16 protein-coding genes are annotated in these 14,401 nt (G+C 64.0%); 6 read left to right on the top strand and 10 right to left on the bottom strand.

What is annotated here, in order from left to right; all coding sequences use genetic code 11:
• Positions 1-10: 10 nt before the first annotated feature.
• Positions 11-559 (bottom strand): DUF2478 domain-containing protein, encoded by a 549-nt coding sequence (locus FFS37_RS18820; RefSeq protein ID WP_137932456.1) that lies wholly within the window; start codon positions 557-559, stop codon positions 11-13.
• Positions 560-684: 125 nt separating this feature from the next.
• A complete protein-coding gene (gene guaD, locus FFS37_RS18815) occupies positions 685-2,049 on the bottom strand; it encodes a guanine deaminase (RefSeq protein ID WP_137932455.1) in 1,365 nt (454 codons plus the stop codon).
• A gap of 135 nt (positions 2,050-2,184) precedes the next feature.
• Between guaD and FFS37_RS18810 the strand changes: the two genes are divergently transcribed.
• The 5 genes from FFS37_RS18810 to FFS37_RS18790 all read left to right on the top strand — a co-directional run bounded on the left by FFS37_RS18810 (position 2,185) and on the right by FFS37_RS18790 (position 6,541).
• Positions 2,185-3,519, top strand: a complete 1,335-nt coding sequence (locus FFS37_RS18810) for a uracil-xanthine permease family protein (RefSeq protein WP_137932454.1) — start codon at positions 2,185-2,187, stop codon at positions 3,517-3,519.
• A 65-nt stretch (positions 3,520-3,584) separates the two neighbouring features.
• Complete coding sequence (locus tag FFS37_RS18805; protein WP_137932453.1) at positions 3,585-4,373, top strand: APH(3')-II family aminoglycoside O-phosphotransferase; 789 nt, start codon at positions 3,585-3,587, stop codon at positions 4,371-4,373.
• 125 nt (positions 4,374-4,498) lie between these two features.
• A complete protein-coding gene (gene corA / locus FFS37_RS18800; protein WP_137932452.1) occupies positions 4,499-5,473 on the top strand; it encodes a magnesium/cobalt transporter CorA in 975 nt (324 codons plus the stop codon).
• 145 nt (positions 5,474-5,618) lie between these two features.
• Complete coding sequence (locus FFS37_RS18795) at positions 5,619-6,080, top strand: MaoC family dehydratase (protein WP_171026334.1); 462 nt, start codon at positions 5,619-5,621, stop codon at positions 6,078-6,080.
• On the top strand, positions 6,077-6,541 hold the full coding sequence (locus FFS37_RS18790; protein ID WP_137932450.1) for a MaoC family dehydratase: 465 nt from the start codon (positions 6,077-6,079) through the stop codon (positions 6,539-6,541). The genes FFS37_RS18795 and FFS37_RS18790 overlap by 4 nt, the downstream gene beginning before the upstream one ends.
• A 161-nt stretch (positions 6,542-6,702) precedes the next feature.
• Here the strand turns inward: FFS37_RS18790 and FFS37_RS18785 are convergent, their stop codons facing one another.
• The 6 genes from FFS37_RS18785 to petA form a co-directional block, all read right to left on the bottom strand.
• A complete protein-coding gene (locus FFS37_RS18785) occupies positions 6,703-7,248 on the bottom strand; it encodes an adenine phosphoribosyltransferase (RefSeq protein ID WP_137932449.1) in 546 nt (181 codons plus the stop codon).
• 68 nt (positions 7,249-7,316) lie between these two features.
• Complete coding sequence (locus tag FFS37_RS18780; RefSeq protein WP_137932448.1) at positions 7,317-7,772, bottom strand: hypothetical protein; 456 nt, start codon at positions 7,770-7,772, stop codon at positions 7,317-7,319.
• A 128-nt stretch (positions 7,773-7,900) separates the two neighbouring features.
• The gene (locus tag FFS37_RS18775; RefSeq protein WP_137932447.1) at positions 7,901-8,596 is read right to left on the bottom strand and encodes an acid phosphatase; all 696 of its coding nucleotides are present in this window, start codon (positions 8,594-8,596) and stop codon (positions 7,901-7,903) included.
• A gap of 137 nt (positions 8,597-8,733) precedes the next feature.
• Entirely contained in the window at positions 8,734-9,591 is an 858-nt protein-coding gene (locus FFS37_RS18770; protein ID WP_137932446.1) for a cytochrome c1, read from the bottom strand.
• A gap of 27 nt (positions 9,592-9,618) precedes the next feature.
• On the bottom strand, positions 9,619-10,920 hold the full coding sequence (locus FFS37_RS18765) for a cytochrome b (protein WP_137932445.1): 1,302 nt from the start codon (positions 10,918-10,920) through the stop codon (positions 9,619-9,621).
• Between the two features lie 17 nt (positions 10,921-10,937).
• A complete protein-coding gene (gene petA / locus FFS37_RS18760; RefSeq protein ID WP_137932444.1) occupies positions 10,938-11,498 on the bottom strand; it encodes a ubiquinol-cytochrome c reductase iron-sulfur subunit in 561 nt (186 codons plus the stop codon).
• 314 nt (positions 11,499-11,812) lie between these two features.
• Between petA and FFS37_RS18755 the strand changes: the two genes are divergently transcribed.
• Positions 11,813-12,157 carry a cupin domain-containing protein gene (locus FFS37_RS18755; protein WP_137932443.1) on the top strand — a complete coding sequence of 115 codons (345 nt, stop codon included), beginning with the start codon at positions 11,813-11,815 and terminating at the stop codon, positions 12,155-12,157.
• Positions 12,158-12,160: 3 nt separating this feature from the next.
• Here FFS37_RS18755 and FFS37_RS18750 read toward each other — a convergent pair whose 3' ends face one another.
• Together FFS37_RS18750 and FFS37_RS18745 are read right to left on the bottom strand one after the other, a co-directional pair.
• Positions 12,161-12,472 carry a DUF6665 family protein gene (locus tag FFS37_RS18750; RefSeq protein ID WP_137932442.1) on the bottom strand — a complete coding sequence of 104 codons (312 nt, stop codon included), beginning with the start codon at positions 12,470-12,472 and terminating at the stop codon, positions 12,161-12,163.
• 43 nt (positions 12,473-12,515) lie between these two features.
• Positions 12,516-14,396 carry an ABC transporter ATP-binding protein gene (locus tag FFS37_RS18745; RefSeq protein ID WP_137932441.1) on the bottom strand — a complete coding sequence of 627 codons (1,881 nt, stop codon included), beginning with the start codon at positions 14,394-14,396 and terminating at the stop codon, positions 12,516-12,518.
• Positions 14,397-14,401: the final 5 nt, after the last annotated feature.

The following is a 14,401-nucleotide window of genomic DNA, read 5'->3' as shown; positions in this document are numbered from 1 at the left end:
CTACCTTCCCTCAGTTGGACAGCACCATGCTTGCAGCACGGCTGGGCCGCGTTGCATTGAAAACCCCGCGCCTCCAGGCCTCGATCGAGGCCCGGTCCGGCTTGATGAAGGCGGCTTGCGGGGCAAAGCGCTGCCAGGCGTAGTGATGTTTGGGCGCGACCGACGTCAGCAAGGGTTTGCCTGATCTGATAGCCGCCTCGAATGCCTCGAACAGGCCGCTGCCCACCGCTTCGACCTTGCCGAACTTGCTCAGCACGACGAGATCGCTCGCCGCGACATGGTCGATGATGCTCGCGCAGGCATCGACCACGCCCATCTCGTCGAGATGGCACGATGTGTGGGCCGGCGGCTCGTCCAGATACATGGCGAAGACGTTGCCGGTCTGGACGTTGCGCAAAAAGCCGGAACTGCAGGAGCGGCCTGTCAGGCCGTGCGCTTCTTCCACGACGCCGCAGACCTGCAAGCCCGACCGCCGCCAATCCGAAACGGCCTCGGCCAGAAGCTTCTGGATCACCGTGCTTTCCGCCCCGACGATTGCCGCGATCAGGTTCCCGGTCATGTGCTTGCCCTGCCGTTCAACGCGTCCATCATCATAGCATGACGCGCGATCGTGCCAATTTTGCGCAATCGCCCGAAATTTTGAAAGTGTTTAAAGCCAAATGGGTCGGCTGGCTCACCGTCGCGCTACTCCCCCGCCACCATCCTGCCGCTCACCCAGACGCTGGTGATATTGGCCCGCGCCGCGTTGAGCACGATTTTCTGGAAGGCATCCTCGAGCGTGTCGCCCTCAGCGTCGATGTGGATGTTCGAGGCCTTGGCCCGGGTGTCGATCAGCAGCGCGTCGAACTCATGCCCGACGCGGAAACTGCCGGTCGGCAGGTCGAGCGCTTCCGCGCCGCCTGCGGTGGCAAGCCAGAACGCCTCCTGATGGGTGATGGGCTCGCCCGGCGCGCCGCGCGCGTCGGCCTTCAGATGGGCATGGACGCCGCTCTGCACCATCCTCGATGCCGACAGCGCGTGCCGGCAGCCATCGAACAGCGACGGGCTGTAGCCGCCCGAAATATCGGTGCCGAGGCCGACATGCATATGCCGGTCGAGCGCTTCGCGCAGCGGAAACACCGCATTGGCGAAATAGACATTGGACAGCGGGCAATGGGCAACGCCCGCGCCCTTCTCCTTGATGAGGTCCATGTCCCGGCGATCGATGAAGTTCGAATGCGCCAGGATGGTATGGCGCGTCAGCAGGCCGAACCCGTCGAGACTTGCCGCGTCGGTCCGGCCGAAACGCTCCTCCACGAAAGCCTTGGCCCAGTCACTCTCCGAACAATGCGTCTGCACATGGCAGCCGAATTCATCGGCGAGATCGCCGAGACCTTGCAGCGCCGCGTCGGTGCAACTGGGAATGAAGCGCGGCGTGATCACCGGCTGGACAAGCGGCCTTTCACCCGAAGCCATGTTGCGCACGGCCTCGATGAAACGTCTGGTATCGGCAACCGCGCTCGCCGCGTCGGCATCGCGGTAGAAGGGCGGACACTGCTGCGGATCGTCCATCACCACCTTGCCGACCAGCGCGCGCTGGCCTTTCTCGAGGCAGATGCCGGCCAGAGCCAGGCTGGCCTCGACATGGACGGTGGCGAAATAGAGCGCCGTGGTGGTGCCGTTGGCGAGCAGATTGTCGACCAGCCCGGCATAGACCTCCCTGGCATAGCCCACATCGGCGTATCGCGCCTCGAGCGGAAACGTGTATTTCTGCAGCCAGACTTCGAGCGGCACGTCGAGCGCCTTGCCCATCTGCGGCCATTGCGGCGCATGGATGTGCAGGTCGACCAGCCCTGGCAACAGGAATTGTCCCGCGCCGAGTTCCACGAGTGTTCCCGCCTCGCGGGCATCACTCGCGCGCGCCGCGTAGTCGGGATGACCCGGCGCCAGAATCTCGGCGATCCGCCCCTGGTCATCGATGCCGAACAGGTGATCCTCCAGCGTCTCCAGCCTGCCGCGCTCGGGTGTATGGAAGGCGGTGCCGAGCAGGGTGAAATGGGTTGCCGTCATGGGGTCGCTCCGTCCTGCTGGAGCGTGAAACCGCCCCTGCGTGGCCTAGAAGAAAACAGTTGGCAATCATTTCCGCCGCTGTCTTTCGCCGCCGACTGATCCCATGATCGACCGGGGATTTCCAGAGGGGACATCATGGAACGCGTTGCACCAGAAATCACATTGATCGCCCAGCCGGACGATCCGTTGCCGCTGGGTAAGGCCGCTCTGCTCGGCCTCCAGCATGTGCTGGCGATGGACGTCTACATCGTGCCGTTCATCATCGCTTCCGTGCTTGCCTTCAGCGTCGGCGATGCCGGCGCCTTCATCCAGTCGGCTTTCGTGGCGGCAGGGGTCGCGACCTTGATCCAGTCCCAGCTTCTGATGCGGCTGCCGGTCGTCCAGGGACCGTCCTTCGTGCCGATCGGCGCCGTACTGGCGATCGCCTTCGGCGCCGGCGGCGGTATTGGCGGGCTTTCGGCCGTGATCGGCGCGCTGATACCGGGCGCCATTCTCGTCATGCTTTTGGGATCGCCGACCAAACTCTTCCACCGCCTCGTCAACCGCTTCGTGCCGCCGATCGTCGGCGGCGCCATCATCATCGTCGTCGGCGTCGCGCTGATGCCGGTGGCACTGAAGGAAAGCGTGTTCGCCGTCCATGGCACGGCCACCGTCGGCGGCAACATCATCCTGGCCTTCATCGCCGCGGCGGTCCTCGTCGGCTGCATGCTGGCCGGCATGGCGCTTGGCGCCAAAGGCAACTGGCTGCGCCTGCTGTCGGTGATCATCGCGCTTCTGGCCGGCAGCCTGGCCGCCGCCTTCATGGGCCAGCTCGACATGTCGGGTGTTTCCGCCGCGACCTGGTTTTCCCTGCCGCGCATCGCCTTCCTCAACCTCGACGTGACCTTCTCGCTGTCGGCGATGCTGACGATGCTGATCGTCTACATCGTCGTCCTGGCCGAAACCACCGGCACATGGTTCGCTGTCGGCGCCGTCATCGACAGGCCGCTGTCGGATGAGCAGCTCGACAAGGGTGCCACCGGCGAAGGGCTCGGCTGCCTGATCAGCGCGCTGCTCTGCAGCACGCCGGTCACCGGCTATTCGTCGAATGCCGGCATCATCGCCATCACCGGCATCGCCAGCCGCGCCGCCTTTGCCGCCGCCGGCATCTTCCTGGTGCTGTTCGGGCTGATCGGCAAACTGTCGGCGGTCATCGCCTCGATCCCCGGACCGGTCATCGGCGGCGTCTTCGGCGTGCTCTGCGTCGTCATCGCCATGAACGGCTTTCGCGTGGTGCGCGGCACACCGCTGACGGAGCGCAACATGCTGGTCATCGGCCTGCCGATCCTGATGGCGCTGTTCGCCACGCTGGCGCCGCCGGACTTCGTCAAGACGCTGCCCGACATCGTGCAGTACATACTGGGCTCGTCGATCGCTTTCGGCGCCGTCTGGGCGATCATCCTGCACCAGATCCTGCCGAACGCCCGGTAGAGACATTGGAGGCCGGACACCAGCATCCCGGCCTCCCCCCACAGCAAAGCCTGATATGCTTGTCGATGACGCTCGACCACGAGAATGAGCTGCCGCGAGGGTTCAGGGACAGGCTCTCCGCCTATGCCTGGCATCGCCAGACGATCGGCCAGTCACAGGCCGGCGTCTTCCGGCTGGTGGCTGACGGCAAGCCGACCCTGTTCCTGAAGTGCGAGCAGAGCGGTCCCTTTGCCGAGCTTGCCGATGAGGCTGCACGGCTGCGCTGGCTTGCCGGACAAGGCGTGGCCTGCCCCGATGTGATCGACCTGGAAAGCCATGCCGGTCACGACTGGCTGCTGATGTCGGCGGTCGCCGGCGAGGATCTGGCGTCGGCGGTGATCGATCCGGCTGACGTCGTCGAAATCATGGTAGGCGCGCTTCGCGAGCTACACGCCCTCGACACCAGCGCCTGCCCCTTCGATCATCGCATCGAAGGCCGTATCGCCACGGCCCGCGCGCGCATGGAGGCCGGCGAAGTCGACGAGAGCGACTTCGACGACGAACGGCAGGGGCGGACGGCCGCCGATGCCTTCGCCGAACTCATCGCCCTTCGACCGCAGGCGGAAGATCTCGTCGTCACCCATGGCGATGCCTGCCTGCCGAACTTCATGGCCGCCGAAGGCCGCTTCAGCGGCTTCATCGATTGCGGCCGGCTGGGCGTCGCCGATCGCCACCAGGATCTGGCCCTGGCTTGCCGCAGCATCCGCCACAATCTGGGCGAAGCCTGGGTGAAACCCTTTATGGAACGCTATGGACTACCGCAGGCAGAGCCGGCAAAGCTTTCCTGGTATCGGCTTCTCGACGAGTTCTTCTGACCGGCGCGGGCTGGCTTCGGGGCCGGGCCTGTCTTGATTTTGTCATGTGCGGGGTCTAAGCGGCGGGCGCACGCGACGAAGAGCCGTGCAATCCGAGCACATGGTCCGGTAAGGGAGATCAGGCGATGATCAAGGCTTTCGTCGTGGACAATGACCGCCTGCGCCTCACCGAGGATCTGCTGGCCGATGGCGACAAGGTCGTCTGGGCCGATCTCGTCAATCCGACCAAGGAGGAAGAGGCCTCCATCGAAAGCTGGCTCGGCATCGCCATCCCGACCCGCGAGGAAATGGAGGAGATCGAGATATCCAGCCGCCTCTATGTCGAGGACGGCGCCTATTTCATGACCGCCGCCCTGCCGGCGCAGACCGAATTAGACGACCCCTTGATGTCGCCGGTTACCTTCGCGCTGTCCGGCAACAGACTGATCACCGTGCGCTATCACGAGCCGAAGGCCTTCAAGACCTTTCCCATGCGCGCCGAGAAGGTGGCGATGGGCTGCACCAGCGGCGACACCATCCTGATCGGCCTGCTGGAGGCGATCGTCGACCGCCTCGCCGATATACTGGAGCGCGCCGGCCGCGACGTCGAGACGATCTCGCGCGACATTTTCGAAGCGCGATCTACCAAGGTCTCGAAGCGCAACCGCGATTTCCAGGAACTGCTGAAGGCCATCGGCCGCAAGGAGGACATCGCGTCTTCCGTGCGCGACAGCCTGATTTCCCTGCAGCGCCTTGCCGGCTTCCTCGCCCATGTCGCCACCCAGACCCGGATGAGCAAGGATGTCCGCGCCCGCATCAAGACCCTGTCGCGCGACGTGCTCTCGCTTGCCGATCACGCCACCTTCCTGTCGCAGAAGATCTCCTTCCTGCTCGATGCCACGCTTGGCATGATCTCGATCGAACAGAACGCCATCATCAAGATCTTCTCGGTCGCCGCCGTCATCTTCCTGCCGCCGACGCTGGTCGCCTCCATCTACGGCATGAATTTCGACATCATTCCCGAACTGAAATGGCAGCTCGGCTATCCCTTCGCCATCGGCTTGATGATCGTGTCGGCGATCCTGCCCTTCTGGTATTTCCGCCGCCGCGGCTGGCTCTGAGCGCTGCCGCGTCTGGCGGCCGAGACAGGCTGGCTTACCAGAAAAAACTTGACCTGACGGCTTCCGGCCTGCATCCGGGAAACCCCGATCCGTGGGGATCGCGTGTTGCGCAGCCGGATTCGAAACCATGACCGGAAAGACTTCCATTGCCGGAAAGACCTGGACCTACGACGACTTCGTCGAGGGCACGTCGCTCGACCTCGGCACCAAGCTGGTGAGTGCGCAAGAGATCATCGAATTCGCCGCGGAGTTCGATCCCCAGCCCATGCATCTCGACGAAGAGGCCGGCAAGGCCAGCATTCTCGGCGGACTGGCGGCCTCCGGCTGGCACACCTGCGCCATGTTCATGCGCATGTGGTGCGATGCCTTCCTGCTGGATTCGACGTCGCAGGGGTCGCCCGGCATCGATTATGTCAAATGGAAGAAGCCGGTGCTGGCTGGCGACATGCTGAGCGGCCACAGCACCATCATCGCCAAGCGCCTGTCCAAATCGCGGCCCCAGCTCGGCCTTGTCACCATGCGTGCCGAGCTTTTCAACCAGCGTGGCGAAAGTGTTTTCGAGCTAGAAAATACCGGCATGTTCCTGACCCGCGAGGCCATTGCATGACCCTCGACGAGTTCTTCCGTATCGGCACCACGGTCACGCTCGGCTCGCATGTCTTCGAACCCGAAGAGATCAAGCTTTTCGCGCGCAAATACGACCCACAGGTGTTCCACGTCGACGAGGAGGCGGCGAGATCGAGCGTGCTCGGCGGGCTCTGCGCCTCCGGCTGGCACACCGCCGCGACCTGGATGAAATACAATCTCGAGGCCCGCATGGACGCCGGAGGCTGGACCGGCACCGGTCCAGCGCCCGAATTCGGCCCCTCGCCCGGCTTCAAGAACCTGAAATGGCTGAAGCCGGTCTATGCCGGCGAGACGGTAACCTTCACCCGCACCGCTGTCTCCCATCGCCCCATCGCTTCGCGCCCCGGCTGGCGGCTCCTGACGCTGCGCGCGGACGCCTTCGATTCGACCGGCGACAAGGTGCTGGAGTTCGAGAGCGCCGTGCTGGTGAAGGTTGATTAGGTTCTTCCTTCTCCCCCTGTGGGAGAAGGTGGATTGCCGCGAAGCGGCAAGACGGATGAGGGGTGTTCCAGCGGAGTGAGACGCTGGCGTTCCCTGGAACACCCCTCATCCGTCGCCTTCGGCGACACCTTCTCCCACAGGGGGAGAAGGGAAGCGCTCCCTCAATGCCCCTCGAAACCGATCAGCGTGCGCACGGGAACGCCGAGCGCCTCGAGCTTGGCGCGGCCGCCGAGGTCCGGCAGGTCGATGACGAAACAGGCGGCCAGTATGTCCGCCCCGATCTGGCGCAGAAGCTTCACGGCGGCTTCCGCCGTGCCCCCGGTTGCGATCAGGTCGTCGACCAGGATCACCTTCTCGCCCGGCGAGACGCCGTCCTTGTGCATCTCCATCTCGTCCAGCCCATATTCCAGGCTGTAGGCGACGCGCACGGTCTCGTAGGGCAGCTTGCCCTTCTTGCGGATCGGCACGAAGCCGGCCGAGAGCTGATGCGCGACCGCGCCGCCCAGGATGAAGCCGCGCGCCTCGATGCCGGCGATCTTGTCGATCTTTTGCCCGGCATAGGGATGCACCAGTTCGTCGATGGCGCGGCGAAAGGCGCGCGCATTGCCAAGCAGCGTGGTGATGTCGCGAAACAGGATGCCCGGTTTCGGATAATCCGGAATGGTGCGGATCGCCGCAAGCAGCGTGTCTTCGAGCGAAGGTTTCATGAGGCGGCTCTCCGGATGATCCTGCCGCGGCGCGGATGCCGATGGCAACCCGACGCGACCGATAAGGGCTAGCGCGATGCGGCGCCCGAGACAAGCACATCCGGCAAAGGATTGGCCTCGCTCGCCCTGTCCCAGGCCTGGGCGGCGATCTTCCAGTTTCCGCCGCTCTTCACCAGAAGCAGCATTTCCATGGAGTGGTTGGTCTCGGCGCCGTTCTCGGTCATCTCCGCCGCGGCCATCGCGATGGCGATATTGCCGAAAACGCGGATATCCGTACCCAGCACTGTCTCGTCCAGGGAACGCAGCGATGTCTGCGACAGGCCGCGCATCCGCTCGACGAAGTCGGCAACGCTGGTGCGTCTTGCCGGGCGGGCTGCCGGGAAGAGACTGGCGCCATCCAGGAAATCGCCGGCGAAATCATCCCAGCCGGGAGCCCGCCCCTCGCCCCAGCTCAGGCTCGCGAACTGCCGGGCGATGATGGCCCTTATGGCGGCACCGTCCGCATCGGGTTCGTCTTCGGTCATGGCCGCCCCTTCCAAGCGTTTCCTGCCCAATTGGGAACTTCAGTCGTACCATAAAGCGCGGCATCGGATGCGGGAACGCAAAAGGGCGCCATCCGGCGCCCTCCTGGCGGCAGGGATGCGGCGAAGGCCTACATGCCGAGGTCGGCCCTGAGTTCCGCCTTGGCCACCTCATACTCGGCCTTGAAATCGTCCCGGTTGAGCAGCACCGCGGCGATGACGCTGCCGGAAATCTTGCCCATCTCGACATCGGACGGATAGTGGATGCCGCCGACGACCCGGTTGTGGGCATAGGCAGCCGCGCGGGCCATGATCTCGGCGCGCTTTTCGGGAACCATGTCGGCCAGGATGATGCCCATCATGGTACCGACAGTAGCGTGGCCGGACGGCCAGGAGCCGGAGCTCGACAGCTTGACCGCGGGCTTGACGAGATCGCTGAGCTGGTGCGGACGCGGGCGCTTCCAGACATCCTTGGCCGGGTCGACGACGGCGCCTTCGGTTTCCACCACGCGGTCGAAGAAGGCCGAGAACTTCGGCAGCTTGTCCTTGGTGAAGTTCGGTCCCATCACGTCGGCGAAACGCCAGACATTCTCTTCGGCGTCGGCAACGGCACTGGCCACCATCTCGGGCGTGCGCGTCACCTGCAGGGTCAGCACTTCGCCGAGTTCGGCCTTGGTCTGGGCCGAATCGTTGGCCGGCGGCGGCGGCAGGATCATCGTCAGGTCGATGTCCTTGTTGGTGACGAAGGGCTTTGCGTCTTCGGCCTGGGCCGCCGAGCCGACGACCAGCAGCAGCAGACCGGCCGCCAGCGATGCGTATTTCTTCATGGGCGCAATCCTTGGTTGGGAATGATGCAGGATCGCCAGATGCGGTGACGGCCATGTGACACCGCCACCGCCTGAAAATGAAAAAGGGCACCGAGAGGCGCCCTTTTTGTTTCCACCCGCGGGTGTCGACACTCAGCTTAGTGAGCGACGCCTTCCCAGACCTTGCGCTTGGTCATGTAGACCAGCGCGCCGAACAGGAGCAGGAATACCAGAACGCGGAAGCCGGTCTTCTTGCGGTCTTCCATGTGCGGCTCGGCCGCCCACATCAGGAAGGCCGAAACGTCACGGGAATACTGGTCGACCGTCTGCGGTGAACCGTCATCGTAGGTCACCTGGCCGTCGGAGAGCGGCTTGGGCATCTTCAGCGACACGCCCGACATGAAGTACGGGTTGTAATGCGTGCCTTCCGGGATGACCATGCCGGCCGGCGGCGTCTGGTCGTAGCCGGTCAGCAGCGAATGGATATAGTCCGGGCCGCCGGCATCGTACTGGGTGAAGATGTCGAAAACGAACTGCGGGAAGCCGCGTTCCACGCCGCGTGCCTTGGCCAGCAGCGACATGTCGGGCGGAGCAGCACCCCCGTTCGAGGCAGCGGCGGCTTCCTCGTTGGCGAACGGCGGCGGGAAATGGTCCGACGGCTTGCCGGGACGGTCGAACATGTCGCCGGCATCGTTGGGGCCGTCATGGATGGTGTATCCGGCAGCCAGCGTCTTGACCTGAGCGTCGTTGTAGCCGAGGTCCGAAAGCGTGCGGAATGCCACCAGGTTCATCGAATGGCAGGCCGAGCAGACTTCCTTGTAGACCTTGAGGCCGCGCTGCAGCTGCGCCTTGTCATAGGTGCCGAACGGGCCGGTGAAGCTCCAGCTCATTTCCTTCGGCTCGTTGATCGGGAAGTGCGTCGGCGCCGCCGCATTGTGCGCCTCTTCGGCCGCGAACGCTGCCGTGCCGGCGGCCACAAGGCCGATCAGCGCGAGCGAGGTGAGAATCTTTTTCATGCCAAATCCCCTTAGATTCTCTACCGCTCAGCCCTTGGTCTGTGGTGCGGCCGTGGCGCCCGCCGGATGCCCGCTGCCACCCTTGTTCTTCTCCAGCACCGCCTCGGTGATCGAGTTCGGCAGCCTGCGCGGCGTCTCGATGAGGCCGAGCACGGGCATGATGACCAGGAAGAACGCGAAGTAGAACAGCGTCGCCATCTGCGCCATGAACACATAGCTGCCTTCCGCCGGCTGTGAGCCCAGCCAGCCGAGCAGGATGGCGTCGGCCACGAACAGCCAGAAGAACAGCTTGTACCAGGGCCGGTAGACGGCCGAGCGCACCTTGGAGGTGTCGAGCCACGGCACCAGGAACAGCATCGCGATGGCACCGAACATGCACAGCACGCCGCCGAGCTTGGAGTTGATCGGCCCGATGTTGAAGGTGATGGCGCGCAGGATCGCGTAGAACGGCAGGAAGTACCATTCCGGAACGATGTGGGCCGGCGTCTTCAGCGGATTGGCGACGATGTAGTTGTCCGGGTGGCCGAGATAGTTCGGCAGGTAGAAGACGAAATAGGCGAAGAAGAACAGGAACACGATCATGCCGAACGCGTCCTTGATCGTCGCGTAGGGCGTAAAGGCGACGGTGTCGGTCTTCGACTTGATCTCGATGCCGGTCGGGTTCGACTGGCCGACCACATGCAGCGCCCAGATGTGCAGCACGACGACGCCGGCGATCATGAACGGCAGCAGGTAATGCAGCGCAAAGAAGCGGTTCAGCGTCGGATTATCGACGGCGAAGCCACCCAGCAGCAGCTGCTGGATCCAGTCGCCGACCAGCGGAATGGCACTGAAGAAGCCGGTGATGACGGTGGCGCCCCAGAAGCTCATCTGGCCCCACGGCAGCACGTAGCCCATGAAGCCGGTCGCCATCATCAGCAGGTAGATGATGCAGCCCAGGATCCACAGCAACTCGCGCGGCGCCTTGTAGGAGCCGTAATAGAGGCCGCGGAAGATGTGGATATAGACGGCGACGAAGAAGAACGACGCGCCGTTGGCGTGCATGTAGCGCAGCAGCCAGCCGGAATTGACGTCGCGCATGATCTTCTCGACCGAGCCGAAGGCAAGGTTCGTGTCGGACGTGTAGTGCATGGCCAGCACGATGCCGGTCAGGATCTGCGCCACCAGCATGATCGACAGGATGCCGCCGAACGTCCACATGTAGTTGAGGTTGCGCGGCACCGGATAGGCCACGAAAGAATCATACACCAGCCGCGGCAGCGGCATGCGGGCGTCGAACCAGCGTCCGAGACCGGTCTTGGGCGTATAGGTCGAGTGTCCCTCGCTCATCGAAATATCCCCCTGCCTCAACCGATAAGGATCTTGGTATCGGACATGAACTTGAATACCGGGATCGCCATGTTCTCGGGCGCCGGACCTTTGCGGATGCGGCCGGCGGTGTCGTATTGCGAACCGTGGCACGGGCAGAACCAACCGCCGAAATCACCTTCCTGGCCAAGCGGGATGCAGCCCAGATGGGTGCAGACCTGGACCATCACCATCCAGGCTTCCTTGCCGGGCGTGGTGCGGTTGGCGTCGGTCGCCGGTGCGTCCGACGGCAGATTGGCGTTGCGGGCGATCGGATCCTTGAGATCGGAGAGGTTGACCGCCTCGCCGTCCTTCATTTCCTTCTCGGTGCGGTTGCGCACCACGACCGGCTTGCCGCGCCACTTGACGATCAGCGAACTGCCGGGCTGCAGCGAGGAAACATCGACCTCGACCGAAGCGAGCGCGAGCGTCGAGGCATCGGGGCGCATCTGGTCGATGAACGGCCAGGCGACGGCGCCGGCGCCGACCACGGCGGCCATGCCGGTGGCGACGTAGAGAAAATCTCGACGATTGGGATCGTGGATGTCGGTTGCGCTCACGGGTGCCTGATCCTTTCGCCTCTTCCGCGCCGGTGGCCGAGCCTTGTTCCCCGCTCAATAACGCCAACCCGACAGCGCATGGCAAACAGGCTAGCGAATTCCTCCGGCATTTGGACTTCGGTTTATGCGTGAAGCCCGTTTTTGTCCAGACGGGTGAAGGCACAAGGGCAGATTGTCGCGGGGACAAAATCCCCTATTGCGGGGCAAGACGGCGAATGGCCGCCAAAGGCGGCTAAACAACCGGGAAATATCAGCAAAACCGGGACCCCTCTTTACCTCGACACGACACGCCGGCGTGATCTATTCTTGGCCTCATGGCGCATGTCATCGACCGCGACGAATGGGCTGTTCGTTCCGACCATTGGAAGGGCGAACTGCAATGCGGCGCCTACGGCGCCAAATCCTGCCTGATCTTCAACTATCTGCCCGATGTCGGCGGCGGCCCCCGGCTGCACTCCCATCCCTACGCGGAGATTTTCATCATCCGCCAGGGAACCGGGCTGTTTACGGTCGGCGACCAGGAAATAGAGGCCGGCGCCGGCCAGATCGTCATCGTGCCGCCCGACACGCCGCACAAATTCACCAATCTCGGACCCGGCCCGCTGGAAACCACCGACATTCACGAAAACGGCAGCTTCATCACGAAATGGCTGGAGTGAGCCTTAAGCCGCGCCCAGCCTGACCAGCACCGCCCTGGGGATGTTGTATTCGCGGATGACGGCATCGTGTTTTCGCAGGCCGCAGAGTTCGCGCTGGATGAAATAGGCGTGAACGGCCGCGGCGGCCTCCTTGAGCAGGCGGGGGCGCGATGCATCGTCGGCATTGTCATGCAGCCGGGCCAGCGTTTCCTCGACCTTCTGGCCGGCACGGCCAAGGGCCGCCGCCTTTTCGGCCAGGATTTCGTGACCAAGGACGTCGAGCCCGCTCTCGGGAGCGCTGGCTCTTCCAAAATTCGACGGCATGCGCACCGACATGGCTGGCCCCGAGGTCTCCAATCAAAACAGCATCGGCCTGAATCTATTCAGCCGGCCGCGTTTCTTCCAGTGCGCTTTCCTCATGATAAAGGAAGCCGCCCGACTGCCGCTTCCACAGCCGCGCATAGAGCCCATCCAGCGCCACCAGCTCATCATGCGTACCCTGTTCGACGATGCGGCCGCCATCGAGCACCACCAGCCGGTCGAGGGCGGCGATCGTCGACAGGCGGTGGGCGATGGCGATCACCGTCTTGTTTTCCATGAGCCGCGCCAGATTCTCCTGGATCGCTGCCTCGATGTCGGAATCGAGCGCCGAAGTCGCCTCGTCCAGGATCAGGATCGGCGCGTCCTTCAGGAACACACGGGCAATCGCCACGCGCTGGCGCTGGCCGCCCGACAATTTCACGCCGCGCTCGCCGACAAAGGCCTCGTAACCCTGGCGATCCCTGTTGTCGCGCAGGCCCAGGATGAACTCATGCGCCTCGGCCCTTCTGGCCGCCGCGATCACCTGCGCGTCCGTGGCATCGGGCATGCCAAGCTTGATGTTGTCGCGCAGCGAACGATGGAACAGCGCGGTTTCCTGGCTGACCACGCCGATATTGGCGCGCAGCGAATTCTGCGTCACCTCGGAAACGTTCTGGCCATCGATGGTGATGGACCCGCCTTCCAGATCGTAGAGCCGCAGGATCAGATTGGCGAGCGTCGTCTTGCCCGCACCCGACGGGCCGACGAGCCCGACCTTCTCGCCCGGCTTGACGACAAGGTCGATGCCGTTCAGCACGCCGAACCCTTTGCCATAGTGGAATTCGACGTTCTTCACGTCGATGCGGCCGCCGGCGACAACCAGTTCTTTCGCATCGGGCGCATCGACGAGCCCGAGCGGCTGCGAGATCAGCGCCTTGGAGTTTTCCAGCACGCCGAGATTCCGCAGAATGCCGTTGAGCTGCATCATCAGCCGGCCGAGCAGCATGTTGAGCCGCAGCACCAGCGACAGGGTGAAGGCGACCGCGCCGACCGTGATCGAGCCCTCGACCCAGAGATAGACGGCAAAGCAGCCGATCGCGGTGATCATGATGCCCGACAGTGTCGTCAGCGCCATGCGCACGCCGGTCAGCCGGCGGGTGAACGGGCGCAGCGCGTCGAGATAGATGTCGAAGCCGTTCCTGATATAGCGGTCGTCGCCATCGGCCGTGAAAAGCTTCAGTGTCTGCACATTGGAATAGGAATCGACGATGCGGCCGTTGATCATCGAGCCGGCCTCCGCCGTCGCCTCGGCATGCTTGCGGATCGCCGGCAGGTAGAGTTTCGCCAGCCAGCCGAAGGCGGTAATCCAGATCACCACCAGCACCGCCAGCCTGAGGTCGAGACCCGCCACCAGCGCCAGCGTCGTCACCGTGTAGACGATCATGAACCAGACGACCTCGATGAAGCTCTCCATCAGGTCGCCGGTCGCCTGCCCTGCCTGCCAGACTTTCGTCGCGATGCGCCCGGCGAAATCGTTCTGGAAGAAGGCGTAGGACTGGCGCGAGACATGCCGGTGCGCCTGCCAGCGCACCAGATTGTAGAAACCCGGCGTGATCGTCTGCTCGTCGACCAGCGCCGACAGGCCCACCACCAGCGTGCGGATGACCAGCACCACGGCGACCATGAACACCAGTTCGGGGCCGGCGGCGGTCCACAGCGCGTGCCAGCTGCGTTCGGGAAGCTGGTCGAGTATATCGACCAGCCGCCCGACGAAGTAGAACAGCCCGGCCTCGACCAGCGGCGCGATACCGCCGATGACCAGCATGGCGAAGAAGGCGAACTTCGCCTGGCCGACATAGTGCCAGATGAAGCCGCCCACGCTTACCGGTGGCCGAAGATTCGCCGGCTCCCTGAACGGGTAGACCCAGTTCTCGAACCAGCGATAGACGGCTGTCATCATGCGGC

It is taken from the genome of Mesorhizobium comanense, assembly GCF_005503535.1.
Lineage (GTDB): Bacteria > Pseudomonadota > Alphaproteobacteria > Rhizobiales > Rhizobiaceae > Mesorhizobium > Mesorhizobium comanense.
Note: the sequence above shows the minus strand (reverse complement) of the source record. Positions and strands in the feature narration are given on the sequence as shown.

Coding starts and splice junctions, on each gene's coding strand:
- FFS37_RS18790 (WP_137932450.1), top strand. CDS start 6,077: ATGACCCTCGACGAGTTCTTCCGTATCGGCACCACGGTCACGCTCGGC.
- FFS37_RS18820 (WP_137932456.1), bottom strand. CDS start 559: ATGACCGGGAACCTGATCGCGGCAATCGTCGGGGCGGAAAGCACGGTG.
- FFS37_RS18805 (WP_137932453.1), top strand. CDS start 3,585: ATGACGCTCGACCACGAGAATGAGCTGCCGCGAGGGTTCAGGGACAGG.
- FFS37_RS18785 (WP_137932449.1), bottom strand. CDS start 7,248: ATGAAACCTTCGCTCGAAGACACGCTGCTTGCGGCGATCCGCACCATT.
- FFS37_RS18770 (WP_137932446.1), bottom strand. CDS start 9,591: ATGAAAAAGATTCTCACCTCGCTCGCGCTGATCGGCCTTGTGGCCGCC.
- FFS37_RS18780 (WP_137932448.1), bottom strand. CDS start 7,772: ATGACCGAAGACGAACCCGATGCGGACGGTGCCGCCATAAGGGCCATC.
- FFS37_RS18775 (WP_137932447.1), bottom strand. CDS start 8,596: ATGAAGAAATACGCATCGCTGGCGGCCGGTCTGCTGCTGCTGGTCGTC.
- corA (WP_137932452.1), top strand. CDS start 4,499: ATGATCAAGGCTTTCGTCGTGGACAATGACCGCCTGCGCCTCACCGAG.
- FFS37_RS18755 (WP_137932443.1), top strand. CDS start 11,813: ATGGCGCATGTCATCGACCGCGACGAATGGGCTGTTCGTTCCGACCAT.
- FFS37_RS18745 (WP_137932441.1), bottom strand. CDS start 14,396: ATGATGACAGCCGTCTATCGCTGGTTCGAGAACTGGGTCTACCCGTTC.
- FFS37_RS18810 (WP_137932454.1), top strand. CDS start 2,185: ATGGAACGCGTTGCACCAGAAATCACATTGATCGCCCAGCCGGACGAT.
- FFS37_RS18750 (WP_137932442.1), bottom strand. CDS start 12,472: ATGTCGGTGCGCATGCCGTCGAATTTTGGAAGAGCCAGCGCTCCCGAG.
- guaD (WP_137932455.1), bottom strand. CDS start 2,049: ATGACGGCAACCCATTTCACCCTGCTCGGCACCGCCTTCCATACACCC.
- FFS37_RS18765 (WP_137932445.1), bottom strand. CDS start 10,920: ATGAGCGAGGGACACTCGACCTATACGCCCAAGACCGGTCTCGGACGC.